This window comes from Clostridium magnum DSM 2767, assembly GCF_001623875.1.
Taxonomy (GTDB): domain Bacteria; phylum Bacillota; class Clostridia; order Clostridiales; family Clostridiaceae; genus Clostridium_AM; species Clostridium_AM magnum.
Window position 1 is genome coordinate 761,266 of the sequence record NZ_LWAE01000002.1, and the last position, 23,312, is coordinate 784,577.

At 30.5% G+C, this 23,312-nt stretch carries 20 protein-coding genes, 1 pseudogene and 1 riboswitch; of the genes and pseudogenes, 17 read left to right on the plus strand and 4 right to left on the minus strand.

The genetic code is table 11. The annotated features are described in order from the left end of the window. Positions 1 to 7 precede the first annotated feature (7 nt). The 8 genes from CLMAG_RS10965 to CLMAG_RS32385 all read left to right on the plus strand — a co-directional run bounded on the left by CLMAG_RS10965 (position 8) and on the right by CLMAG_RS32385 (position 8,037). Positions 8 to 1,030 carry a DNA polymerase beta superfamily protein gene (locus CLMAG_RS10965; protein WP_066622000.1) on the plus strand — a complete coding sequence of 341 codons (1,023 nt, stop codon included), beginning with the start codon at positions 8 to 10 and terminating at the stop codon, positions 1,028 to 1,030. After that, positions 1,017 to 2,378, plus strand: a complete 1,362-nt coding sequence (locus CLMAG_RS10970) for a CCA tRNA nucleotidyltransferase (protein WP_066622001.1) — start codon at positions 1,017 to 1,019, stop codon at positions 2,376 to 2,378. The genes CLMAG_RS10965 and CLMAG_RS10970 overlap by 14 nt, the downstream gene beginning before the upstream one ends. A gap of 71 nt (positions 2,379 to 2,449) precedes the next feature. After that, positions 2,450 to 2,553: riboswitch (purine riboswitch) on the plus strand. Positions 2,554 to 2,731: 178 nt separating this feature from the next. Beyond that, the gene (locus CLMAG_RS10975) at positions 2,732 to 4,129 is read left to right on the plus strand and encodes an NAD(P)/FAD-dependent oxidoreductase (protein WP_066622003.1); all 1,398 of its coding nucleotides are present in this window, start codon (positions 2,732 to 2,734) and stop codon (positions 4,127 to 4,129) included. Positions 4,130 to 4,344: 215 nt separating this feature from the next. Further along, positions 4,345 to 4,974 carry a hypothetical protein gene (locus CLMAG_RS10980; protein WP_066622005.1) on the plus strand — a complete coding sequence of 210 codons (630 nt, stop codon included), beginning with the start codon at positions 4,345 to 4,347 and terminating at the stop codon, positions 4,972 to 4,974. Between the two features lie 41 nt (positions 4,975 to 5,015). Continuing rightward, on the plus strand, positions 5,016 to 5,723 hold the full coding sequence (deoD, locus tag CLMAG_RS10985) for a purine-nucleoside phosphorylase (protein WP_066622006.1): 708 nt from the start codon (positions 5,016 to 5,018) through the stop codon (positions 5,721 to 5,723). A gap of 105 nt (positions 5,724 to 5,828) precedes the next feature. Then, positions 5,829 to 7,088, plus strand: coding sequence for a sensor domain-containing diguanylate cyclase (locus CLMAG_RS10990; RefSeq protein ID WP_066622007.1), 1,260 nt, complete (start codon positions 5,829 to 5,831; stop codon positions 7,086 to 7,088). Between the two features lie 65 nt (positions 7,089 to 7,153). Then, positions 7,154 to 7,666, plus strand: coding sequence for a GNAT family N-acetyltransferase (locus tag CLMAG_RS10995; RefSeq protein ID WP_066623040.1), 513 nt, complete (start codon positions 7,154 to 7,156; stop codon positions 7,664 to 7,666). A 218-nt stretch (positions 7,667 to 7,884) separates the two neighbouring features. Next, the gene (locus CLMAG_RS32385) at positions 7,885 to 8,037 is read left to right on the plus strand and encodes a hypothetical protein (protein WP_161486954.1); all 153 of its coding nucleotides are present in this window, start codon (positions 7,885 to 7,887) and stop codon (positions 8,035 to 8,037) included. A 60-nt stretch (positions 8,038 to 8,097) separates the two neighbouring features. On the opposite strand, the gene CLMAG_RS11000 is transcribed toward CLMAG_RS32385, so the two are convergent. The 3 genes from CLMAG_RS11000 to CLMAG_RS11010 all read right to left on the minus strand — a co-directional run bounded on the left by CLMAG_RS11000 (position 8,098) and on the right by CLMAG_RS11010 (position 11,490). Next, the gene (locus CLMAG_RS11000) at positions 8,098 to 9,651 is read right to left on the minus strand and encodes a cell wall-binding repeat-containing protein (protein WP_066622009.1); all 1,554 of its coding nucleotides are present in this window, start codon (positions 9,649 to 9,651) and stop codon (positions 8,098 to 8,100) included. 154 nt (positions 9,652 to 9,805) lie between these two features. Further along, positions 9,806 to 10,693, minus strand: a complete 888-nt coding sequence (locus CLMAG_RS11005) for a DUF2156 domain-containing protein (protein WP_066623046.1) — start codon at positions 10,691 to 10,693, stop codon at positions 9,806 to 9,808. A 239-nt stretch (positions 10,694 to 10,932) separates the two neighbouring features. Next, on the minus strand, positions 10,933 to 11,490 hold the full coding sequence (locus CLMAG_RS11010; RefSeq protein WP_066622010.1) for a GNAT family N-acetyltransferase: 558 nt from the start codon (positions 11,488 to 11,490) through the stop codon (positions 10,933 to 10,935). Between the two features lie 279 nt (positions 11,491 to 11,769). On the opposite strand from CLMAG_RS11010, the gene CLMAG_RS11015 reads away from it, so the two are divergent. The 9 genes from CLMAG_RS11015 to CLMAG_RS33675 all read left to right on the plus strand — a co-directional run bounded on the left by CLMAG_RS11015 (position 11,770) and on the right by CLMAG_RS33675 (position 22,199). Further along, the gene (locus CLMAG_RS11015; protein WP_066622011.1) at positions 11,770 to 13,104 is read left to right on the plus strand and encodes a D-glucuronyl C5-epimerase family protein; all 1,335 of its coding nucleotides are present in this window, start codon (positions 11,770 to 11,772) and stop codon (positions 13,102 to 13,104) included. Between the two features lie 455 nt (positions 13,105 to 13,559). Next, complete coding sequence (locus CLMAG_RS11020) at positions 13,560 to 15,599, plus strand: HD domain-containing phosphohydrolase (protein WP_066622012.1); 2,040 nt, start codon at positions 13,560 to 13,562, stop codon at positions 15,597 to 15,599. A gap of 248 nt (positions 15,600 to 15,847) precedes the next feature. Next, on the plus strand, positions 15,848 to 16,933 hold the full coding sequence (locus tag CLMAG_RS11025) for a GerAB/ArcD/ProY family transporter (RefSeq protein WP_066622014.1): 1,086 nt from the start codon (positions 15,848 to 15,850) through the stop codon (positions 16,931 to 16,933). A gap of 27 nt (positions 16,934 to 16,960) precedes the next feature. Beyond that, the gene (locus CLMAG_RS11030) at positions 16,961 to 17,173 is read left to right on the plus strand and encodes a hypothetical protein (protein WP_066622017.1); all 213 of its coding nucleotides are present in this window, start codon (positions 16,961 to 16,963) and stop codon (positions 17,171 to 17,173) included. A 53-nt stretch (positions 17,174 to 17,226) separates the two neighbouring features. Continuing rightward, complete coding sequence (locus tag CLMAG_RS11035) at positions 17,227 to 18,825, plus strand: spore germination protein (RefSeq protein ID WP_066622018.1); 1,599 nt, start codon at positions 17,227 to 17,229, stop codon at positions 18,823 to 18,825. A gap of 32 nt (positions 18,826 to 18,857) precedes the next feature. Then, the gene (locus CLMAG_RS11040; protein ID WP_066622020.1) at positions 18,858 to 20,033 is read left to right on the plus strand and encodes a Ger(x)C family spore germination protein; all 1,176 of its coding nucleotides are present in this window, start codon (positions 18,858 to 18,860) and stop codon (positions 20,031 to 20,033) included. 82 nt (positions 20,034 to 20,115) lie between these two features. Then, entirely contained in the window at positions 20,116 to 20,277 is a 162-nt protein-coding gene (locus CLMAG_RS11045; RefSeq protein ID WP_341420317.1) for a hypothetical protein, read from the plus strand. Positions 20,278 to 20,310: 33 nt separating this feature from the next. After that, on the plus strand, positions 20,311 to 21,393 hold the full coding sequence (locus CLMAG_RS11050; RefSeq protein WP_066622024.1) for a GerAB/ArcD/ProY family transporter: 1,083 nt from the start codon (positions 20,311 to 20,313) through the stop codon (positions 21,391 to 21,393). A 413-nt stretch (positions 21,394 to 21,806) separates the two neighbouring features. Next, complete coding sequence (locus tag CLMAG_RS33675) at positions 21,807 to 22,199, plus strand: group II intron maturase-specific domain-containing protein (RefSeq protein WP_278330527.1); 393 nt, start codon at positions 21,807 to 21,809, stop codon at positions 22,197 to 22,199. Positions 22,200 to 22,291: 92 nt separating this feature from the next. Here CLMAG_RS33675 and CLMAG_RS31660 read toward each other — a convergent pair. Further along, positions 22,292 to 23,166: pseudogene (locus CLMAG_RS31660) on the minus strand (APC family permease). Between the last annotated feature and the right edge of the window lie 146 nt (positions 23,167 to 23,312).

A 23,312-nucleotide genomic window follows, 5' to 3' on the forward strand; every position in this document is an offset into this window, starting at 1 on the left:
AAGCAAAATGAAGGTTGAAGATATAGTTAATAAATTAAATAGCACAGAATACAAATTTTTAAGAGAAGAGAAATCCCTTGGAAACAATATTATCTTACTCACCACAGGAGGCAGTCATGCTTATGGAACAGATGTTGAGACGAGCGATTTGGATATCAGAGGAATTGCATTAAATAGCAAAAAAGAGCTATTAACGATGAAATGTAAAGATAAGCCTTTTGAAAATAGGGATAATGAAAAAGATGTAACCATCTATTTTCTAAAACAAATAATAAACTTGTTAACTAATGCCAATCCTAATGTATTAGAAATATTAGGAACAAAAGAAGATCATCTTTTTATTTGTACTAAAGAGGGTAGAATGTTAAAAGATAATGCGAATATGTTTTTATCGAAAAGAGCTTATGTCTCTTTTGGAGGCTATGCGATCCAACAATTGAGAAGACTGCAGAATGCTCTAGCAAGAGATAGCTACCCTCAAGTGGAGAAAGAGAAACATATATTGGGAAGTATTGAAAAACAAATGATGACATTTACTGATAGATATAAGAAAGTAATAAATGGTGAATTAAAGCTATATATTGATAAATCTAGCAGACAAGGATTTGAAAATGAGATTTTTATAGATATTAGTTTGAAAAAATATCCTTTAAGAGATTTAAAAGGTATGTACTCTGAAATGAATCAGGTAGTTAACGATTATTATAAACTTAATCATAGAAATAGTAAAAAGGATGAATTACATCTAAATAAACATGCTATGCATCTTATTAGATTACTAGTAACAGGGACTGAAATACTCGAGGGAAAGGGTATTAATACTTATAGAGAAAAAGAAAGAGAATTGCTTCTAGACATAAGAAGTAGCAAATATACTTATGAACAAATTTTTGAAATGGTTGATACTTATGATAAACAATTTGAATATGCAAAAAAGAATTGCAATTTGCCGGATACACCAAATTATAAAAAGATTGATGAGTTAGTCATAGAGATTAATAAAGGAGTAGTAGTCAATGGAGAAGATTAATATTATGATACCAAAGGATGTAAGGTTTATAATTAGTACTTTAAAAAATGAAGGCTATGAAGGCTACAGCGTAGGGGGATGTGTAAGGGACAGCATCCTAGGGAGAGAACCTCAGGATTGGGATATAACTACAAATGCCTTACCTCAGCAAACCATGTCTATATTCAAAAATAAAGGGATTAGGGTTATAGAGACAGGGCTAAAACATGGAACAGTAACAATACTTATTAATAATATTGGATATGAAGTAACTACTTACAGAATAGAGGGAGAATATTCGGATAATAGGCATCCAGACAATGTAACATTTACGACTTCGTTGAAAGAGGATTTGTCTAGAAGAGACTTTACAATAAATGGGATGGCATACAATGATGATAACGGAATAGTAGATTATTTTAACGGGCTTCAAGATTTAAAGAACAAGATAATTAAATCCGTTGGAACTGCTGATGATAGATTTAAGGAAGATGCTTTAAGAATGCTTAGAGCTGTAAGGTTCTCGTCACAGTTAGGCTTTGAGCTGGATTATGAAGATTTATTCATTAGCATTAAGAAAAATGCCCATCTAATAAAGAATGTAAGCCAGGAGCGTATAAGAGAAGAGTTGTGCAAAATTCTAGTTTCTCTAAAACCAAGTGTAGGCATAATAGCATTAAAGGAAAGCAATCTTCTAGAACATATTTTGCCAGAATTAATGATTTGTGTTGGTTTTGATCAAAAAAATTATCATCATGATAAGGATGTATTTAATCATATATTAGCGGTATTAGATAATACTCCTGCAAAACTGGAAATAAGATTAGCAGCTTTGCTTCATGATATAGGAAAACCTCAATGTTTTACAATAGACGAGAAGAGTATAGGACACTTTTATGGACATCATAAAAATAGTGCTGATATTAGTAGAAGAATATTAAAAAGACTAAAATTTGATAATAAAACAATAGATGTTGTATCATTGTTAGTTTATGAACATATGAGCAAATTTGATAAGATAAAAACTCCAAGTATTAAAAAGTTCATGAATAGAGTTGGAATTGAAAATTTAGAAGATTTATTTGAATTACAAATAGCAGATAGTAAAGGATCTGCAAAGAAGTTTCAAGATTATAGTAAAATCTTGGATTTGAAACACAAATGTCAAGTAATACTAGATGAAAAACAGCCATTGAGCATAAAGGAATTAAAGATTAATGGAAGTGATTTAATAGAGTTAGGTATAAAACAGGGAAAGCAAATAGGAGAAGCTTTAAATATGTTGTTAGAAATGGTTCTTGAAAATCCAGAATTGAATGATAAGAAAAAATTAATAGAGATTCTAAATAAATCAAATTATATTAAGTGACTATTAAAAAAAGTATTGCATTTTTCAGTAACTTGAGTTAAAATTTCGTTGTAGCAAGAACTTTAATGATAAAAATGATAAAATTGTTCACTTATATAAATCTGGCAATATGGGCTGGATGTTTCTACCGAACTACCTAAAATAGTTGTAGGCTATAAGTGCTTTATGCACTATAGTTATACAATTTTCTTCATTTTTTGCATTGAAAATTCCTTTGGGGAAATTTAATGTTAAAAGGATATAACACTAAAATATAATTTGTTTTAAACTCATAGCATTGTTCGTTACTAGGCGAATAATACTATAAGTGATTTATATTCAGAAATAATGAAGGTATTAAGGAGATGATTAGTTTGGTTTATGATGTAATAATAGTAGGAGCTGGTCCGGCAGGAATTTTTACTGCTTTAGAGATGGTAAGAAAGAAATCTAAGAAAAAGATTTTGATAATTGAAAAAGGAAGAAGTATAGATAAAAGGCATTGTCCAAAAGAAAAAACGAAGCAATGTGTTTCTTGCAAGCCTTATTGTCATATTACAACAGGCTTTTCAGGAGCTGGTGCATTTTCAGATGGCAAGTTGTCTTTAAGTTATGAGGTGGGTGGAGATTTACCAAGTCTAATTGGAAGCGATAAGGTACAGGAGTTTATTGAATATACAGATAAAATATACCTTGAATTTGGAGCAGATCCAAAGGTAGAGGGATTAGATAATACTGAGGAAGTTAAAGAAATAAGAAGAAAAGCAATAGAAGCTAGTCTTAAATTAGTGGACTGTCCAATAAGACATTTAGGAACAGAGAAAGCTCAAGAAATTTATTTTAAAATACAAAATTACCTTTTAGACTCTGGAGTAGAAATTAGATTTGATACAATAGTTAAGGATATAATTATTGAAGAAGGAGAGGTAAAAGGTGTAAAAATAGCGGATTCCAAAACTAAGAGTCAGGAAGAAAGTATATATAGCAGCAATGTAGTGGTGGCTGCAGGAAGAAAAGGAGCAGACTGGCTTAAAGATATGTGTGTAAAACATAATATTAGCCATCGTGCAGGTACTGTAGATATAGGTGTTCGTGTTGAAATTAGAAATGAAGTTATGGAGAAGGTAAATAATGTCCTTTATGAGTCAAAGCTTATAGGTTATCCAGCACCTTTTAGAGATAAAGTAAGAACCTTCTGTCAAAACCCGGGCGGTTTTGTAAGTCAGGAAAATTACGACAATGATTTGGCTATAGTTAACGGACATTCCTATAAAGAGAAAAAATCCAACAATACTAATTTAGCTATATTAAGTTCTCATAATTTTTCTGAGCCATTTAATCAGCCTATTGAATATGGTAAGCAAGTAGCAGAATTAGTTAATATGCTTGGAAATGGTAAGATATTAGTTCAAAGATATGGTGACATTTTAGATGGAAAGAGAACCTGGCAGAAGGAATTATATCAATCAAATGTAAGACATACACTACCAGATGCTGTGGCAGGGGACTTAACTTCAGCCATTCCATATAGACCAATGATGAATATCTTGAATTTCATTAATGCAATGAATACTGTTGTACCAGGTTTTGCAAGTAGAGAAACATTACTATATGGACCAGAAATAAAGTTTTATAGCAATAAAATAAATTTAGATGAAAGTTTTAATACAAATATAAAAGGACTCCACTGTTTAGGGGATTCCAGTGGATGGACAAGAGGATTAATGATGGCATCTGTTATGGGAGTGTTGATGGGACAAATAATTGAATAGGATAAATAACTCAAAATACTAAGTAAAAGCACATTAGAGCAAGGAAGCATTTTAGGGATTGTTTCATTTTTCTAATGTGCTTTTTATACTATTGTGAAAAATTCGAATGAGGATATAATATGTGTATATTTTGTAACTTAATAATTTACTATAAATAATATCTTAAATATGGGCAAAATAAATATAACAGTTAGTATTTTTAAGGATGTGCTAATATGAAAAAAATTGTATTATTACTAATCTGCTTTACAATATCATTTACAGCAGGATTTGTATCTGCTAAAGGCCCATTACGAATATTTATAGAAAATAGAGAAGTTGAAAGTAATGACGGATATATGATAAAGGATGAAAAAGTGTATGTGTCTCAAGATGCACTAAAAAGAGATTTTGGATTTAATGTATTTTATGATAAAAATGAGAATCGAGTAAGGCTATATGATATGAAGAAAATATCTTTAGAAGGCAGAGTTAAATCCTTTGAAGAATTTGTAGAGTATTATGAACCTAAAACTCCTGATGAAGCTTCAGAGCTTTGGGCAAAAGGAGTCAAGGAAAGAAATGGAGTATTTCAATATGCTGTTCTAAATAAGGGCTTGAAAGAACAATTTAAGAATAAGGCTGAAGAACATGGCAGCTGGGTAACAGGATTTTCTAGTCCTTGGGTTGAAAGTTATGAAGTAACAAAGAAAAAAGTAAATGAATCAACCTGGGAATACAAGATAGTCTTTAAAGCTGTAACATCAGCTTCAGATACATATAATTGGAATGCAGCTTTGATAATTGGTAAAGAAAATAATAAATGGAGAATAATTGATATTAAAAAAGATTTTGATATAATGTAATATATGTAGGGAATATATTATTTAATTAGGAGGAGTTTGTAATGAGTATTCATATAAATGCAAAAGAAGGTCAAATAGCTGAAAGTATATTGCTCCCAGGAGACCCATTGAGAGCTAAATTTATAGCAGAAAATTTTCTCCAGGATATTATATGTTACAATGATGTAAGAGGGATGTACGGATTTACGGGAACATATAAAGGAAAGAAAGTTTCTGTTCAAGGAACAGGTATGGGTATACCATCAATATCAATATACGTAAATGAGCTAATTCAAAGTTATGGTGTTAAAAATCTTATAAGAGTTGGAACCTGTGGTTCTTTTCAGCAATCAGTTAAAGTTAGGGATATAGTTATTGGTATGGCTGCTTCAACAGATTCTAATATAAATAAGATAAGATTTAATGGAAGAGATTTCGCACCAACAGCGAGTTTTAAGCTATTAAATAAAGCTTATGATATAGCAATTAAAAAAGGATTTGACCCAAAAGTGGGCAATATCTTTAGTTCTGACACATTTTATAATGACAATCCAGATGAATGGAAACAATGGGCTAAATTCGGATGTTTAGCAGTAGAAATGGAAGCTGCGGGTCTGTACACATTAGCTGCAAAGTATGGGGTTGATGCACTTACTATACTTACAGTAAGTGATCATCTTGTAACTGGTGAACTTACAACAGCAGAAGAACGACAAACAACTTTCACAAATATGATTGAAGTGGCACTTGATACTATACATTCACTATAATTGTATCCACATATTAAACTAAGCTATAGCGATCTAACTGATACTATAGCTTATATTTTAGATAAAAATTTTATTATATAAAGTAGCAAAGGATTTGGTGTTGGTATGGAATATTTAGAGAAGAAATCAGTTCATAGAAACTCAATTTTTGATAGTATAAAAAAAGAGATTACATTTGAATTAGATAGCAGTAATTTAATTATTGATATAAGCCATAACGTAATTAATATATTAGGATTTTTATCTGATGAAATGATAGGAAGAAATATTTTTGATTTTATTGAAGTTAAGGAAAGTTATTTTAATTTGAACTTTCTTGATAATATAGACATGTTCTTTATTCATAAGAATAGGGGCTTAGTTTATATGGAATTACAAATAAAAGTTATAGAAGATGACAGAGGGAAAATTTTAAGAAAGTATGGATCTATGATAGATATATCAAAATATAAAGAAATTGAACGAAGGAAGGAGCACTTTAAAGTTGTACTTGAAAGTGCTAAGGATATAATATATCGTTTTGAAATTATACCTGAGCCTAAATTTGTATATATTAGTTCAGCTGTAGAAGAAGTATTTGGATATGAGGTGGAAGAATATTATAAGAACTATATGCATGTTTTTAATACATCTCATCCAGATGATATTTCAATTTTGTATAAAAAAATGAATAATGAATTAGATTACTCTAAACCAATTGAATCCCGTTGGATTCATAAGAGTGGTAACTGTGTTTGGATAGAAGACTATGTTACGCCAGTATATGATAATAGTGGAAAACTTATTGCCTTTGAAGGTGTTTGCAGAGATATTAGCTATAGAAAAGCTTTAGAAGAAAATCTTAGTTATTTAACTTATCATGATAGTCTAACAGGCTTAAAGAATAGAGCTTTTTATGATAAACAAATTGAAGAACTAAATACTTTAAGTAACTTACCTGTTGGAGTAATTGTTTGTGATTTAGACAACCTCAAGGTAATAAATGATACCATGGGACATAATAAAGGGGATTCAATAATTAAGTCAGTTTCAGACTTATTATTAGGAATAGAAAATAATCATATATTTATTTCAAGAATAGGTGGGGATGAATTTGTTATTTTAGTTAAAAATACAAGTGAGTTTGAGATAGAAGAACTAGGGAGAAATATAAATTTGTTAATTAAAAAGCATAATTCAAAGAATCGAGAGTGTCCTATTCAATTATCTATTGGATATGCTTTTGCTGATAGATCAGTTGGAAAAATGGAGGAAATTTTTAAGATAGCTGATAAAAATATGTACGCTAACAAATTGCATAAGAACAAAAGAGATAGAAATGCTATTGAAGTTACATATAATTATACTACTATTGCTATTGAATAAATATAACACTTATTGAATTTTCAGGAGTACCTATGAGCTCTGCATATGAGAGGAGTGGTAAAATAGTGAAAATATCTGTAAAACGTGTTACAAAAGAAGATGTTAAAATAATAAGTAACATTTATGCTTTAAGTTGGAAAACTGCTTATAGAGGATTAATACCTCAAAAGTATCTAGATGAGCTAAGAGACGATTTTTGGGTAGGAACTTTTGAAAATTGGATAACAACTAAAGTGATAACAGCAGATATACTATCTGTAGATAACTTTCCGGTTGGAGGTATAGCCTATGGTAAATCTAGAGATGAGAAGTTGACAGATTGGGGAGAAATTGTTTCTATTTATGTTCACCCAGATCATTATCGATTAGGATATGGAAAAATATTGTTAGATACAGCTTTAAAATTCATGAGAGAAGATGGTTATAAAAAATGTTATCTTTGGGTCCTGGAACAAAATGAAAATGCAAAATGTTTTTATGAAAAAAATGGTTTTAGGTGTAATAAAGATCAATTTGAATTTCAAATAATGGGTAAACAATTAACTGATTTAAGATATGTTTTGGATTTAGATAACTAGATATTATTATAAAAAAATAGTAATAAGTAATTTGGTGAATAAACTTACGTAGGAAGTAAAACCTATATCAGATCACATTTGAAAGCCCATCTGATTTAAGTTTCCACTTCATGAGTGTACTTTCCACAAATAACAGAAAGATCAGAAATTAGGGTACAAAACACTAGAATAAAACAGTTTCACCGGGATAACATAACATTAGAAAGGAGCGTTGTAGAATGAAAAATAAATACAGCAATTCTTTAGATAATGTAATGACAAAATACAAAAATGATATGAATGATATAACTATTATAGATAAAGGGGACATCATGGCCATGTTTAATACAGAAAGACCAAAAAAGAAGGGTAGGTTTAGAATATTTAATTAGAGTTATTAAAAAATGAAAAAACAAATTACATCCTTAGGATATCCTAAGGATGTAATTATATTACTGCATACTATTTTTTATTTTTGTAAGTCTATCATTTAAATTTTTGATATTGTCTTCTCCGCTTGGTAATTTTTTTAGGTCAGTCATATATTTATTGTTAAAATCTTCTAATTCTATAAATTTTTGCTGAACTGTATTCATGTCCAAAGCTTTAAAAGCATTTTTAATAGAATCAAATATACCTGCATAGGTATCTATATATCCCTTTAGAGTATCTAGACTCTTTATTTCAGTATCTATATTATTTATATAGTCTGACTTAAGAGATTCAAGTCCAGCGGGACTTTGTAAGTTGTAAGCATCATTTTTAAGTTTAATTAGATTCTGTTTATATGTCTCTAAATAAGCATTACCATCTTTAAATGCCTGAGAGAATTTACCGAAAGCGTCAGATATTTGGTTTGGATCGGTTAAGTTTGCAAGTTCATTATTAACATTAATATCATTTAATAATTTAGTCATATAGTTATATGAATCAGTGCTCTCAGTTATATAATCACTGCAGTAATCAGATAAACTATTTATATAATTCTTTTCTGCAGTGCTAATTTGGCTGGCACCTTTTAATGAGTATTCAATTGGTAAATCGATTGAGCCTAAGCCACCAAGAAGAATTAAATTTTTATAATTCTTAGTATCCATAAATGCCTGTTGATTGATTAAATCCTGTCCGTTTGTTAGTATTATAGGTGCACTTAATTTTGAAGCAAGAGCACTTCCAGATAGGGCATCTGGAAAGTTTTCACCATTTGCTAATACGGCATTATCAGTATCTAAATTAAAATATTTACATATTTCCAATGAAGTATCATACCTAGTTTGTCCAGCTATTCTAATCACTTTATCACTTGCTAAGGTAGGAACTAAATTTTTTACTTCATTTACAACATTATCTGATACAGAACCAGTTCCCCCTATAATATATACTTGACTAGGCTGTATAGTGGAAAACATATTTTTAGTTTCATCTGGTAGATTTGATGCTCCTGTCATTAATATAGGATATCCTTTTATAGAAGCAACACTTGAAACACTAAGTGCATCTGCAAAACCATACCCATTTGCAATAACTACTGGAGTTCCTTTCTCTAAATTCATAGAATCAACTATGAACTTATTTGTATCAAATCTATTCTTTCCCCCAAGTCTTACAATATTGTTGTATCCTTCCTTCCTCATTTCGTTAACAAATTCGTTACTTACTGATGCATCTCCACCTAAAACGTATATATGCCCAGTTTTATCTAAATGAGTCTTTATGTAGTCAATAGAGTCTGTGCTTTCATTTAGGGTACTATTCAGAAGTAGTATAGGGGCATCGTATTTTTGGGAAAGTACACTTCCTGCTAGAGCATCAGGAAAGTTTTTACCACTTGCAACTATTACATTTTGAACTGTACCGCTATTAAAGCTATTTGAAATACTGATAGAAGTTTTATATCTATCTGCACCATAAAGTCTGTTTACGTTATAGCTGTCCCTCGCATATGCAGTATTTGAAATGCCAACAACAATAGAGACAACTGCAACTAAACTCAATATTTTTTTCAAGCAATCACGCTCCTTTACAATGTTATATCTAGAGTTTAACATATAAAAGACAAAAAACACATAGGTAAAATTAAGTAATGAAAAATTAACGAACCGATAAGAGTAATAACTCTATCGGTTCGTTAGTTTAACTAATTATGAAGTGAAACTTAAACTATAAGTTTACACAATACTTTTCTTCCAATTTCAAAGGATAGTAGGATCTTTTGGCTTTTCTTAAGCCTTCTATACCTAGATCTTGTTCTCTATTAATATATTTTGTATTGCTTAGGTACTTTTCTACAAAGACTTTATTAGTAAATGTATAGATACCTCTTATGTCAGAACGTCCTTTTTCTACATGAACTATTGACATATCTTTGTTAACGGATTCGCCTATAGTAAAAGCAGCTATAGCATCATCAACATATACAGCCATCCCTTTTAAACTAAGCTTATCTGAATTAGATATTATTTCTCGTATACCCTCTAATTCGTAAGATAAGTATTCATTGTTACTATTTTTTTCTTCATGCCAAGCTTGTGAAGCTTTAATACAATCTTCTTTGACGTTAGGTTCAGAAAAGTCTCTTACAGCATAATTATAAGTTTTTAAAAAATAGTTATAGTGATTTTTTTTGCTGTGAAGTTTTTTTCCAGATAAATTTATAAGTTTGTCGGTAGCATATATATAATCAAAGTTATCCACATCTTCTTCTATTGTTATATTATCATTGTAAATCTCTTTAAGTTCATCTAAAAAAGAACTTTCTACATCTTTAAAAAGATAGGGCATTTTATTTTCAGTTTTATAGTCCCTTAATTTTTCAACTATACATCTTAGATTTTCTTTTTTATATCCGACTGGCTGCATAAAATGATAATTTCCTTTGAAATCTCTTTTCTTTATAATTAATGTACCGTTATATATAGTATAACTGATATCGCAACCTTTACGCCATATAATGAGATTTACAAAAGAATATTCACTAGTTTTAAATCTATAGTCTTTTAAATATTTATCAAATAAAGGCTTATCATGAATCGTTAATGAATTAAACATAAGCTTATTTTTTTTAAAATTTTTATGGCCTTCTAATACATCACAAGTATTTATAGGTTTTAATGTTAACATAAATACACTCCTTGTTTATTGATAAAAGTCAAGCAAACTTTATAATTAATCTACCTTAATTTAAGATTAATTATAAAATTTGCTTAGTATCACTAAAGTTAATTATATAACTCAGTGTATATAATAGAGAAGTATGCACTTTTTAGTTTTATAGTATCAAAAAGATACTATTTATTAGCCTTGTGTTCCCATTCTGAACGTAAAATTCCATATAGATACATGTCGTATCTCTTGCTATCCCTATGAATAAATTCCCTATAAGTCCCTTCTCTCTTAAAACCTAACTTTTCATAGAGACTTATAGCAGGTTCATTATAGGATAAAACATTAAGTTGAATCCTATGCAAATTTAACTCCTCAAAGCCAAACTCCATAGTTAGTGCTAGAGCTTCACTACCAAAGCCCTTACCTCTGGATAAAGTATCTCCAATACCGATATATATAACTGCTGTACCATTGTTCCATAGTATATTTTCAAAACCAGTAACGCCTATTAGTCTATTGTCAACTTTGATTCTTACTGCAAAAATATATCTATCATGAGCTTGCCTAATATCTTTTAACATATCCTTTAATTCAATTTGTGATACAGGAAAAGCTGCAACCATATCATAAGATCTTAGAAAAGCTATATTATTGTACCATGATTCAAAAATAGACAAGTCTTCTTCTTTAAATGAGGTCAAATATAAATTTTCACCCTTTAATAAATCTTTTAATAACATTTTATAATTCCTTCCCTAATAATTCATATAAAGCTATTATAACTTATAAGTTACCTATTATTCAAATCTATAAAAAATGAAAGGAGAAACTTAACGTTTTATTGACTAAGTTTAAGATATATGCTATTAATTTGAAATCAAGGAAGCACCAGTCTTTGGAAAGATATTGACAGGGAGTAGCTTGTATACTATTCTATACTATGAAGTTGCTAGTATTTAGTAATAACAAGTTACTATTAGCAATAATTATATTTATAGAAAAGGGTAATGGTTGTAAATATGAAATATTTTAAAAGATTATTAATGCTTAGTTGTTTTATTTTAATTTTTTCATTAAGCGGTAATTTAGTGAAAGCAGCTCAAAACTCCGCTGATGACTATTATAAAAGAATATGTGGATACGGATATTCAGAGACTTATGAAGCTTTAAATCTGCTTTCTGAGGCACATAAACTATATCCAGAGGATAAAAGATTTATTGAAGGACTAAACGATAAAGCGGATATAATATTAAGCTGGAGCAAGGGAAGTCAGCTTAATCAGTCCTATGATGGGGCTATATGTGGATATAATTCAATAATAAAGACTGAAGGTATATCTCAGGATATAAAGCATGAAGCGAATGTTTGTCTAACACTGGCAAAAAGAAGAGAAAGAGGTATAACTGGGAGATTTGAATTAAAAAAGGATTATAATTTAATAAAAAACTACAGAGAAGAGTATGAAGGAAACTATGAATATCAAAATATAAATTCCTATAGTACCTTTGGAAATTATTTATTCATAGAGAATACTTCAAGTTATACTAATACTGATGAAATAAGATTTGATATTAATGGGATACCTAAAGTCAATTATTCCGGGGATTTTCATTATAATCCGGTAACTATAGGACAATATGCCCTTACTCTTTATGATAGATATTTGAGTGCACAAGTTGGTAGAAATCAAGACTTAAAAAAACAATTTTTAAATGTGGCAAACTCTCTTTTGTATAGTGTTGATAACACCGGGGCATTAAGATATGAATTTGAGTACAAGCACTATCTTGAAGATAATAATTTTCAACCAGGATGGGTATCGGCTATGGCGCAAGGAGAAGCATTAAGCGTATTTGCTAGAGCTTATCATTTGACAGGTGACAAGAAGTATATCCAAGCGGGAAATGCAGTGTTTAAGTTTTTAATAACTAAAACGTCAGATGGTGGAGCGATGGATGATTTAGGAAGCTTAAATGAATCCCTTAGAGATCATATTTTCTTTCAATTATATGTGACAGACCCTCCATCCTATACTTTAAATGGACATATGTATACATTAATTGGACTCTACGACTGGGCTAATGTAAGTTATGATAAAAAGATAGGTGATCAAGCTAAATATTATTTTAATCAAGGCTTAGAAACTTTAAGATATATACTACCTTATTATGACATAGGGGGTTTTGTAGCTTATGATCTTGGATATCTAACAAAACCGGGTACAAATCCCACAGTTAATTTAAATTATTATGGTATTCATATTACATTGTTAGATGCTTTATATAGAATAACAGGTGATAAGACTTTTGAGGATTACGGTAACTTATGGATTTCCTATGTAAAGAAGTATTAGTTACAAAAAGATGTTGATAGTTATTATTGTCAACATCTTTTTGTATTTACTGATCTGCTGTGTGTGGAATAAAGTGCCATAACAGTTTTTAAGTCTATAAAAATATAAATTTAGATATAAAGTTATGTATAAATTTACGATAATTATAATATAGTAGAACTCTTATTTTATGTAGTAAGTTATTTAATTAAATTACAGCACAAATATAACAATTGATTTAGAGTGTAGGGAGTTGTTTTTTTAATTATATTGGACGGATACTGTATATCTAGAGGAACTATTAGTATGCAACATTAAATTGAAATATGAATAATGTAATAGGTTATGAAATATATTTTCAAAGTTTATATTAAAGTTGATTTTAAGTAGTAACAAACGAGTAATCGTTTGTTATTGTCTTTATTAAAAAAACAAAATCCTAGGAGCTCTTCTGTCTTTTTAAAGGAGATGAATTTATGACTGTTAAGTTTAAGACTTTATTAATTTCTGTTATTAGTTTTTTACTTATTACAATTTCAACATATACAGTATTTAATGTTATTGTTTTTAACTATATTAACAAAATTGAAATTCAAAGTTTAAATAATAATTTTGAAGTGGTGAAATCATTATTAAATAGAGAAGAAATTGCTATGAATAAAACTGCTATCGATTGGGCAAATTGGGATGATACATATAATTTTGTATTAGGTAATAACAAAGAAGTTTTCATAGAGTCAAATCTACAAGACACCACATTAAAACAATTAAATCTAAATTTTATGTTTTTCACTGATACAGAAGGTAATATTCTTTATAGTTTAACAGGTAATTTAGAAAGTAAAACAAAAGACTTATTAATAGAAAACCTATTTAATATAAATAAAAAGTTAAATCCAATAATGAGTTTTAAAAATAATGGTGAAGTTCATTATGGAGTTTTTAGTCTTAATGAAAAATTTTTCATTGTTAGTGCAGCCCCTATAACAACAAGTGATGAGAAAGCAAAAAGTAATGGAAGATTGGTAATTGGAAGAGCTATAGATGAGTCACTAATTAATTATATAAACTCTATAATTGGAGCCCAATTTGAGCTTAAAGAAATCACGAATTCAAATGAATCAAATTATACAATTAAAAAGGATAATTCTCATATTACTTTGTATAATTCAATACAAGACGTACATGGCGATATGTCAATAGGCTCATCAATTTCTATGAAACGAGATGCTTATAAGCTAGGTAAATTTTATTTGGAACTTATGATTCTTATTTTCTCTATAGCACTATTTTTGATTTTTTTCACTCATGTAATTATCTTTAATAAATATATATTAAAGAGGCTTAGAAAATTAAATGAGTTTATTGATGATGTTGCCATAACCAAGGAACTGACAGCTCGTATAGAGATGGATGGTAAGGATGAAATTAAAAATATTGCGAATGCCACTAATAAAATGCTATTTGAATTAGAAGACGCATATAAAAGTATTTCTAATTTAAGTTATTCTGATAAATTAACGGGACTAAAAAATAGAGCGTACATTGAAGATCAGTTTGAAAAATTAAATAAACAAGAAAATATTGATTATTCAATAATAATGGGGGATGTGAATGGCCTAAAGCTTGTAAATGATACCTTTGGACATAAAGAAGGTGACAGACTAATTTGTATAATAGCGAATATATTAAATGATGTCAGTTCAAAGGAAGATATTATAGCAAGGTGGGGAGGAGACGAATTTATAGTACTTATTATAGATGAAGATTATTCCTACCTATCTAATCTAGTACAAGAGGTTAAAAGTGAATGTATAAAAGTAACTGACTTCGGTTTTAAAATTAGTATAGCTTTAGGAATTGCAGAAAAAAATGAAGGCTCTGATTGTGAAGCAGTAATGAGTTTAGCAGAAGAAAGAATGTATAGAAGTAAGCTTACAGAAGTTAAAAGTTCAAGAAACGGAACCATTGTATCTTTGGAGAGAACTTTATATGAAAAACATAGCGAAACAGAAGAACATACTCAGAGGATTAAACAACTTAGTGCTAAGTTAGGAAAAAAAATTAATTTATCCCAAGACAAATTAAATGAATTAGAACTATTAAGCTTATTGCATGATATCGGTAAAATAGGAATACCGGAGCATATACTAATGAAGCCTGGAAAATTAACTGATGAGGAATGGGAAATAATGAAACGTCATGCAGAGATAGGTTACAGAATTGCTAAAGTTACACCGGAGTTAGCCCATGTTGCAAATGAAATACTTTGTCATCATGAAAGATTTGATGGAACCGGTTATCCCCAAGGACTTAAAGGAGAGGAAATACCAATTTTATCAAGAATAATAAATGTAGTAGATTCCTTTGATGTAATGACTAATAAAAGGATATATAAGGAAGCTTACAATGTTGATTATGCAGTTAAAGAGCTGGAAAGATGCTCTGGAACTCAATTCGACCCAGTCATAGTAAATCATTTTATGGAACTTTTAAAGAATGACGATATTACATAATTATCTACAAGATTTAAGTGAAAATTTTAAAAGAGTGGATAAAGTTATCTATACATATTATTTGATAAATTGCCACAATACATATAATTTATATTGAAAAATCACTGCAATTTTAGTATTGCAGTGATTTTTACTTTATTATTACATACTTTTCTATATAAATTAACAAAATATAAATACTGGTTGTATAAAATTTAGGATTTATTTTTAAATTGGCAATGTGGTTATAAGCAAAGAAGGAGATTTAGATGATACGCTTAAGCAAACATCAACTATTCACATTAATGTTTATATTTGAAGTAGGAAGTACTACACTCTTTGCACTGGGTATTAATGCAAAGCAAGATGCATGGATTGTTATTTTGTTAGCTTTATTAATCGGATTAGGTTTTGCATGGATTTATACAGAACTTCAAAGTGCATTTCCAGATAACAATTATGCTGAAATAATTATTAAAATATTAGGGAAAAAATTTGGAGTAATTCTTGCCTTACTTTATGTACTAGATTGTATTTGGCATGTAGGTCGTAATGCTCGTGAGTTTGGAGACCTTATAGTTATTACTATTCTTCCAGAAGTTCCGCTGTGGTTTATAAATTTTATATTTATATCTGTTAGCCTATATACTTTATTAAAAGGAGTTGAAGTGTTAGCACGTACAAGTGAAATAATCATGCCTATCTTGTTGTTATTTATGATTAGTATATATGTACTTGTCTACATATCAGGAGGTGTGGATTTTAGAAGGTTGATGCCGGTTTTAGGTAATGGCATTAAACCAGTTTTGCAAACTATACCAAGCGTAGTAATGTTTCCTTTTGGAGAGAGTTTTATTTTTTTAATGTACTGGCATTATGTTAATGAAAAAAACGCTGTGCGAAAAACAGCAATGAATGCACTTTTTTTGTCTGGTATATTGCTTTGTTTTTCTTTAATAATGGACATCAGTGTATTAGGTGTTAAATACACTTCTATAGCAACCATCCCTTTAGTGGAAACTATAAGAACAGTTAACTTAGGGGACATAATAACCCGCATAGATGCTATAGGCATAATTATTATATTCTTTGGTGGTTTTTTTAAAATGACTATATATTTTAATGGAATTGTTGAGATTTTAGTAACGGTATTTAAAATAAAAAATCATAAATTGACTCTTGTTTTATTTAGCATATTTTTACTATGGTTTTCAATCGTATTTGAACCTGATTATGCCTATCATAAATGGATGTATCCTTTTGATGTACACTATTTTGGCATAATTTATTCTAATGTATTTCCATTACTACTATTAATGATTTATAGGATAAAAAAGAAAAGAGCTGAATTATGATAAGTATTTTTTGAAGGTGATAATAATATGTGGATTATAGAATTCTTAAAAAAATCATTAGAAGGAAGGGGGTTTTATCCAAGTTTATTGGTTATTATTTCCTGGACCTATACTATTGTTATGGTTGGAGTGCTTATCTGCCAAATTTTCCTTTACATCTTTAGGGTAAAATATTGTGGCTATAACTTTATCAAAAATGCTGATGGGGAGATAGGGAAAAAGGAAGGAGAAAACGAATAATATGCTATGTATAAACAGATAATATAAACAAAATGAAAGTAGGGGTAATGACAGTGTTTAATTATTTATATAAGAAGCTTAAATTTACACAACTTAAAAGTGAAAAAATCAATAATGTAGCTGCAGAGCAAAAAACTTCACATCCTGAACTTTCTACCAGCCTTAAGTGTAACTTAGATATCCTAAAGAATATTTTAGGTTCAAGTAATGATATTATTTATCGTGAGTTTTCCTTTGGTTCTAAAATGCAAATAAATGCTGCAATTATATTTTTAGAAGGTATGACAGAAAAAGTAACTATAAATGAGCTTATAATTAAACCTTTTATGTATGATAGCAGGTTATATAATCTTGAATGTGAATTAGGCAATATAAGCATTATAAAAAATTGTATGCTTTCTATTGGAAATGTTAAGCAGGTTACATCCATAAATGAAATTATAGATGGATGCTTATCCGGGGATACTATATTTCTTATGGAGGGTTCTAAAGAGTCTTTGGTCATCCATTCAAAGGGTTGGGAAACTCGCGGTGTAGAAGAGCCTAAAACTGAAGCTGTAGTAAGGGGACCTAGGGAAGGTTTTTCTGAAACCCTGGCTACCAATATGACATTATTACGACGTAAAATAAGAAATCCTAATTTAACCTTTGAAACAATGCAAATTGGTACGCAAACAAGGACTAATGTATCTATTGTTTATTTAAAGGCAGTTGTTAGTCCTAAGCTCATAAAAGAAATAAAAGAGAGGCTAAATAAGATTAATACAGATGCTATCTTAGAGTCAGGCTACATTGAACAATTTATAGAAGATGCACCTTATTCTATTTTTCCTACTGTGGGTAATTCGGAAAAACCGGACACCGCAGCTGCTAAAATATTAGAGGGAAGGGCTGCTATTTTAGTTGATGGCACTCCTTTTGTACTTACTATGCCAATGCTTTTTATTGAAGGCTTTCAAAGTGCAGAAGACTATTATTCAAGGACATATTTTGCAAGCCTTTTAAGGATTTTAAGATTTGGATCTTTTTTTATAAGTATATTATCTCCAGCTACTTATGTAATGCTATCCACATTTCATCAAGAATTAATACCTACTACCCTACTATTTACTATGGCAGCTGGTCGAGAAGGAGTTCCTTTTCCAGCAATTATGGAAGCTGGTCTTATGATAATAACCTTTGAGATTTTAAGAGAAGCAGGTGTGCGATTACCTCGTCCTGTAGGTCAGGCAGTTAGTATTGTAGGAGCTTTAGTAATAGGAGAAGCAGCGGTAACAGCAGGGTTGGTGTCAGGGCTTATGGTTATTGTAGTAGCACTAACTGCTGTTTCTAGTTTTGTAGTTCCAGTGTATACAGATGTGGCTGCTATTTTACGAATGATATTTCTTATTTTAGCTGGAGTTTTAGGCATATTCGGAGTTGGTATTGGTCTCCTGGTGCTGCTTGTACATATAGTATCTTTAAGATCTTTTGGCACTCCGTATTTAGCTCCTCTAGCCCCACTAAGTGCAGAAGATTTAAAGGACAGCTTAATAAGAACTCATTTATGGAGTATGTTTACCAGACCAAGAACTATAGGGTGGCACAATTTAAAAAGACAAGAACCAGGGGGAAAGCCTGAGACGCCCTTAGAAGAGGAAAATAAAGATTAGAAATACTGAGGGGATTGTATGAGGTGAATTTAATGAAAAAATACATAAATATAGGGGCAAAAATAATTATATGTATTTTGCTAGTTTCAAATCTAGCTTCCTGCCGGAGTGCTCACGAGCTAAACAAACTAGGTATTGTAATGGGAGTTGGAATTGACAAAGGAATAAAAACAGAGCCGATAGAATTGACCCTGCAACTGGTTAATGTATCAGGAGGTAAAACTCCTTCAAAAGGAAGTGATGGTGGGGCAAGTAACACTGGTTATTTAAATTTAAAGGAAAAGGGAAAAAGTATTTCTGAGGCAGCAAAAGCTTTTAGTCGTAAATTAAATCGCAGATTATTTTTTTCACATAATCAAGTTATTATATTAGGAAAAAATGCAGCAGAAGAGGGTGTTGAAAAGTACATGGATTTTTTCTTGCGTTATAGGGAGACCCGTCTTTTGACATGGGTTTTAGTATCTAAAGGACCTGCTGGTGAAATATTTAATATAAACCCAGCGCTTGAAACTACTCCAGGAATGAATATTGGAGAATTAATCAAAAATGAACGAGACGTATCCCAAATACCAACTGTAGATTTAAAGGATTTTGCATCTAAGTTGATGAGCAAGACTACAGCACCAGTTGCGCCTATTATTGAGGTTTCAAAGGATGATGATAAAAAAATAGCATATCTTTCAGAAACAGCAGTGTTTAAAAAGGATAAAATGGTTGGAGCTCTTGGAAAAAGAGAAACTCGTGGTCTCTTATGGGTCACTAATAGAGTTAAAGATGGGGTTGTTGTTTTAGGTACAGAAGATGATAATAAAGTAAATATTATAACAACACGATCAAAAAGTAAAGTAACCCCGGAGATAAAGGATAATGAACCGAGTATAAAAATAGAGATAGAACAAGAAGGAGATTTACAGGAGCAAACCTCCTCTGAAGACTTAGTAAACCCAAAAGCCTTTGCAAAGCTTGAAAAAGTTGAAGGAGAGGTTATAAAAGAAGAAGTAACGGCAGCATTACAAAAATCAAGAGAGCTAAATGCAGATATATTCGGATTTGGAGACATTATATATCAGCATTATCCTAGGCAATGGACTAAGCTGGAAAAGGATTGGGAGCAAATCTTTAAGAACATGCAGGTGGATGTAAGTGTAGATGCTAAATTAAGAAGAACAGGTAGAATTACTAAACCTATTATGTCTAAGGAAGAATAGTATTAATTATAATGAGGTATAAAAAGTGATACTTTTATTGATAATCATTTTTATAGGTATAATATTGTTTGAGGTCCCAGATATGATTAGAAATGGATATTGGCATGAACTTAAAATATTTTCTGTATTTTTAATAGCAGCCTTTACCATGAGTCTATTTTATATTATAGGTATACCTATACCTAATCCTGCAAAAGGTATGGAATATGTGGTAAAGGATTTATTACATTTAAATTATAAATGAAGCTAATTTTTATACATAGAGGTAACGGCAATTATGAAAATTGAAATAGGTATAATATCCAGCACACAATTAATGTTTTTAATCATTGGGTTACTTGAAGCTTCTACACTTACAGCAGCTTTTATAAGCGGGATCACAAAACAAAATACCTGGTTAGTTTTGTTAGCAGGCTATACTATAACACTATTTTTGTTATTGGTTTATACATCACTAAGCAAAAAATATCCTGGTAGAAATTTAATAGAAATAAACAATATATTATATGGGCGTTATTTGGGAAAAGTGATGTCTATATTATACATTTGGTATTTTTGGTACATAATTGCTGCTAATTTTAGATTTACTGCAGACTTTTTTTCTACATATCTTTTTCCAGAAACAGATATTAGTGTATTTATAGTAATACTTGCAATTATTTGTGCATATGCAATAAAAAAAGGAATAGAAGTTATAGCTAGATCTAGTTTTATTTTAAGTATTTTAACAATTATTATAGCTATACTAATCACAGTACTTACCATTAAGGATATGAATTTATCAAATTTTTTACCTCTTTTTCAAATAAATTTAAAACAATTTGTTCAGGGAACAAATCTTATGGTATCTATTCCTTTTGGTGAAATAGTTACATTTTTAATGATTTTTCCGTATGTTAACGATATGAAACAAGTGAAAAAATCTGCATTTATGGGTTTAATTATAGGTGCTATGTTTTTTTTAACTGTTATTTTACGAAACATAGCAGTACTTGGAAATATAGGGTCTATCCATTTTCTTCCGTCATATCAAGTAGCAAGACTTATTAATGTAGGGGACTTTATTACGAGAATGGAAATATTAATTGCATTAGTATTAATATTTAATGAATTTGTAAAAATATGTATATTTTATTGTGCCACAGTATTATCCATATCACAGTTTTTCAAAATGCGATCCTATAAACCTTTAGTTATTCCTGTTGGAATTATAAGCATTGTATTGTCAATCATTATGTTTGATTCACCAGCGGAGCACGCGGATTTTGCAGCTACTATATATGTTATATATGTTATTCCTACTATAATTATATTTCCTGTTATTTCTTTGATTATAGCCTCAATTAAAAAATCCACTTAGTTTAAAAATTTCTTTAAATATACCTCTTAATAAATATAGTTTAAAAGAAATAAAGTAGGCGTCTTAAAATATACGCCTACTTTTATATGTGCGCCCAGTATGGGCGACAGCTTGGTGGTGAAAGTCCACTATGGGGGGTGATAGCACCAACCATTAGCTTACGGCAAGGGTGTCCATCGTGAGGTGGAATCTGAAGGAAGCCTGCGGCAAAACTCTGGTCTGACGAACAGAAATCACATATAAGGCTTACTTAAATCGGGTGAGCATGCATAACAAAGTTCATCGAAAGCAAACTCAAACTTAAAGTAAACAAGGATAAAAGTGCAGTTGATAGACCTTGGAGAAGGAAATTTCTAGGGTTCACATTCTACCAATGGTATGGCAAGATAGGAATAAGAGTACATGAAAAATCCATAAACAAGTTCAAGGCTAAAGTTAGAAAAATAACACTAAGAAGCAATGCTTGGGATATGGACTATAGAATGTTAAAACTTCGTCAGTGCATAATAGGATGGCTCAATTACTTTGGAATAGCTGATATAACAAGGCTAACAAAAGAGTTAGATGAATGGACTAGACGAAGACTTAGGATGTGCTTTTGGAAACAGTGGAAAAAGATTAAGACCAAGCACGATAATCTAAAGAAGCTTGGAGTTAAAGAAAGTAAAGCATGGGAATTTGCTAATACACGAAAAAGCTATTGGCGAATAGCCAACAGCCCCATACTTGCAACAACACTGACTAATTCTTATTTTGAAAAGATAGGATATACAAGTATTCATAAAAGGTATAAGAAAGTACATTAATTCTTATTGAACCGCCAAGTACCGAACGGTATGCTTGGTGGTGTGAGAGGTCGCTGAATAAAATAATTATTCAGCTCCTACTCGATTACAAATTAATGGGGATTTTTGAAAACTTCTGGAACTTCTTTATAACCATTTGATTTAAAATATCCAATGGCTAATCCTATGATTAGCCATGTAATACCAATAATGACAGCTCCTACATAGGGGGGCTTAAATTTGGGATGTATCTTTGAGAAGATCTTAGGAAGAATGCCATCTCTTGACATACTAAAAAGCATACGAGCAGTTGCAGTCTGTGCGGCCATTGTATTTGCGATGCCCACTGCTAAAATATTTACCACAAGAAGTACAACCTTGAAGCGTTCACCTGCAGCAAGTGCAGCAGCATCAAAGAATTCTGTACTTTTATTGGTGTTCTGCCAATCTGGCAAAATAAAGTAGCAACGTAAGTTTGTAAGATAAATATTATACCGATAGCAACTAATGATATTAGAATTCCTCTTCCAACTGTTTTTTCAGGGTTTACTGTTTCTTCTGCTAATGTACTGATTCCGTCAAAAACTAGGAAAGACAGACAGGCGATAGAAGTAGCAGATGCAATAAATCCTAGATTAATCTTACCAGGCTGATAGAACGGATTGATAGAAAGTTCCCCTGCTCCGCCGCCGCTGAAAACAAACTTTAGTCCCATTATGATGAAAAATAATAAGATACCGATTTCTATAATAAACATTACCCAGTCTGCTTTCGCTGTAGATTCAATTCCTCTAACATTGATGGTAGTATTAATTACTACAAAGAGAATAATCCATGCAACAAAAGGTACTGCAGGCACTAATTCAACACACCAAGCTGCTACCAGTGAATAAAGCAGTGATGGTACAAATACATAGTCTAACAGAATCAACCAGCCTGCAACAAATCCTACATGTGGATTAATACCTCTTTGCACATAGGCATACAATGATCATGCAACCGGAAAACGTGCACTTATCTGCATATATCAGAATGCCGTAAAAGCAATAGCAATAATACCTATTAATTATACCAAAGGTGTCATACCACCACTGGCAAGTTGAATCTCTCCGAAAATGGACATCGGGGCTATAA

Coding starts and splice junctions, on each gene's coding strand:
- CLMAG_RS10965 (WP_066622000.1), top strand. CDS start 8: ATGAAGGTTGAAGATATAGTTAATAAATTAAATAGCACAGAATACAAA.
- CLMAG_RS10970 (WP_066622001.1), top strand. CDS start 1,017: ATGGAGAAGATTAATATTATGATACCAAAGGATGTAAGGTTTATAATT.
- CLMAG_RS10980 (WP_066622005.1), top strand. CDS start 4,345: ATGAAAAAAATTGTATTATTACTAATCTGCTTTACAATATCATTTACA.
- deoD (WP_066622006.1), top strand. CDS start 5,016: ATGAGTATTCATATAAATGCAAAAGAAGGTCAAATAGCTGAAAGTATA.
- CLMAG_RS10990 (WP_066622007.1), top strand. CDS start 5,829: ATGGAATATTTAGAGAAGAAATCAGTTCATAGAAACTCAATTTTTGAT.
- CLMAG_RS32385 (WP_161486954.1), top strand. CDS start 7,885: ATGAAAAATAAATACAGCAATTCTTTAGATAATGTAATGACAAAATAC.
- CLMAG_RS11005 (WP_066623046.1), bottom strand. CDS start 10,693: ATGTTTAATTCATTAACGATTCATGATAAGCCTTTATTTGATAAATAT.
- CLMAG_RS11010 (WP_066622010.1), bottom strand. CDS start 11,490: ATGTTATTAAAAGATTTATTAAAGGGTGAAAATTTATATTTGACCTCA.
- CLMAG_RS11015 (WP_066622011.1), top strand. CDS start 11,770: ATGAAATATTTTAAAAGATTATTAATGCTTAGTTGTTTTATTTTAATT.
- CLMAG_RS11020 (WP_066622012.1), top strand. CDS start 13,560: ATGACTGTTAAGTTTAAGACTTTATTAATTTCTGTTATTAGTTTTTTA.
- CLMAG_RS11025 (WP_066622014.1), top strand. CDS start 15,848: ATGATACGCTTAAGCAAACATCAACTATTCACATTAATGTTTATATTT.
- CLMAG_RS11030 (WP_066622017.1), top strand. CDS start 16,961: ATGTGGATTATAGAATTCTTAAAAAAATCATTAGAAGGAAGGGGGTTT.
- CLMAG_RS11040 (WP_066622020.1), top strand. CDS start 18,858: ATGAAAAAATACATAAATATAGGGGCAAAAATAATTATATGTATTTTG.
- CLMAG_RS11045 (WP_341420317.1), top strand. CDS start 20,116: ATGATTAGAAATGGATATTGGCATGAACTTAAAATATTTTCTGTATTT.
- CLMAG_RS11050 (WP_066622024.1), top strand. CDS start 20,311: ATGAAAATTGAAATAGGTATAATATCCAGCACACAATTAATGTTTTTA.